This window comes from Nostoc sp. CALU 546 (genome assembly GCF_048836525.1).
On sequence record NZ_JAWJTF010000328.1, the window covers coordinates 1 to 2,181 of the forward strand.

A 2,181-nucleotide genomic window follows, 5' to 3' on the forward strand; every position below is an offset into this window, starting at 1 on the left:
GATGTTGTAGGTTTCTTGTTCTTGACCGAACTTATAGCCGTAGTTTGCAGATTCGGTTTCGCTAGTTTCACGAACTAAGGTAGAAGTCACCAAAGAACCGTGCATCGCAGAAATTAAAGCACCACCAAACACACCAATCACACCTAACTGATGGAATGGATGCATTAGGATATTGTGTTCAGCTTGGAACACCAACATAAAGTTGAAGGTTCCAGAAATACCCAAAGGCATACCATCAGAGAAAGAGCCTTGACCAATGGGGTAAATTAAGAAGACAGCAGTCGCAGAAGCCAGGGGAGCGCTATAAGCTACACAGATCCAGGGACGCATTCCCAAGCGGTAGCTCAACTCCCATTGCCGTCCCATGTAGCAAGCGCAACCAATTAAGAAGTGGAAAATTACTAGCTGGTAGGGGCCACCGTTGTAAAGCCACTCATCTAAAGAAGCTGCTTCCCAAATGGGGTAGAAGTGTAAGCCGATCGCATTGGAAGAAGGAACAACCGCACCAGAGATAATATTGTTGCCATAAATCAAAGAACCAGCAACAGGCTCGCGGATACCATCGATATCTACGGGGGGTGCAGCAATAAAGGCGATGATGAAGCAAGTGGTAGCTGTTAGCAGGGTGGGAATCATCAGGACACCGAACCAACCGATGTATAGACGATTATCGGTGCTTGTGATCCACTCACAGAATCGCTCCCAGACATTGGCGCTAGAGCGTCTTTGTAAGGTAGTAGTCATAGTTTAGAATAATTTCAATGATTTTGTTGATGATTTAAAGTTGTTGTTCGTTAGGAATCAACAACTGATAGCATCTTAAAAAAGTTGCTAAATCTTTGCAGTAACTAATAGTTATTGAAAGTTACAAGTTGAAGTTAACTTTAGTAAGCAACCTCTGGGTAAATGACTGCCGAAGAAGCCTTAGCCATTGTTGAAATAATTCTGGGAAAAACACCTCTAAATGACTTGCAAGAAATTATTTTCCGACAGTCATGGGAACAGAAAACATATCCAGAGATTGCTGAAAAGTTTGATTATGATGCCGACTACATCAAAATTGTTGGCTTTCGACTCTGGAAAATGCTCTCTAAGGCGATGGGTGAGAAAGTTACTAAAGATAACCTCCGTTCGTCTTTGAGAAGATGGTGTTCTCGTCAGAACAATACTGGAGAAATCAAGCCTGATAATCCCATAAAAACTTATCAAGACTGGGGTGAAGCGCTCGACGTTTCGATTTTTTACGGACGTTTCCAAGAAATTGCCACCTTAGAGCAGTGGATTAATCAAGACCGTTGTCGGTTAGTGGCACTATTGGGGATTGGGGGAATTGGTAAAACTTCTTTATCTGTGAAGTTGAGTGAGAAACTTCAGGAAAACTTTGAGTATGTTATTTGGCGATCGCTCTATAACGCCCCTACCATTGAAGCGCTACTCACTAGCTTGATTCAAGTTCTCTCTCACCAACAGCAGGGAGATTTACCCGAATCTGTGAGCGATCGCATTTCTCGACTGCTTACCTATCTCCAAAAACATCGCTGTCTGCTAATTCTCGATAATGCAGAGACAATCTTAACCAGTAATGAGGGTCGAACAGGTCAATATCGCTCTGGTTACGAAGGGTATGGTGAGCTTTTTAAGCGAATTGGTGAGTTTCGCCACCAAAGCTGTTTGGTGCTGACGAGTCGAGAAAAGCCTAAAGAGGTGGCGGTAATTGAAGGCGAAAAGTTGCCTGTTAGAACTATGCAATTATCTGGTTTATTAATTGCTGATGGACAAGCAATTTTTAGCTGCAAAGGTAGCTTTATTGGTTCAATTGATGAATGGCAAACTCTAATTCAATCCTATGCAGGTAATCCACTGGCGCTGAAGATTGTAGCAACCACAATCCGGGATTTATTTGATAGTAATATTTCTAATTTTCTTGCTCAAGGTACTGTTGTATTCGGTGATATTCAAGATTTGCTCGAACAACAGTTTCAACGTTTATCAGCTTTAGAAAAATCAGTCATGTATTGGTTGGCAATCAACCGCGAACCTGTAAATTTTCCCGAAATACAGGCTGATTTATTATCCTTGATTGCGTCTTCTCAACTCCTAGAAGCATTGTCAGCTTTAGAAAGACGCAGCCTAATTGAAAAAGGTAGTGGTTTATTCACACTACAGCCTGTGTTGATGGAG

The 2,181-nt window shown here is 42.0% G+C and carries 2 protein-coding genes; one reads left to right on the forward strand and one right to left on the reverse strand.

Annotated elements, in window-relative coordinates:
- A partial coding sequence (locus RRG12_RS43335; protein ID WP_420763301.1) for a photosystem II q(b) protein occupies window positions 1-744 on the reverse strand: 744 nt, incomplete at its 3' end.
- 162 nt (window positions 745-906) lie between these two features.
- Here RRG12_RS43335 and RRG12_RS43340 point away from each other — a divergent pair.
- On the forward strand, window positions 907-2,181 hold a 1,275-nt coding region (locus RRG12_RS43340; protein WP_420763302.1), incomplete at its 3' end, for an NB-ARC domain-containing protein.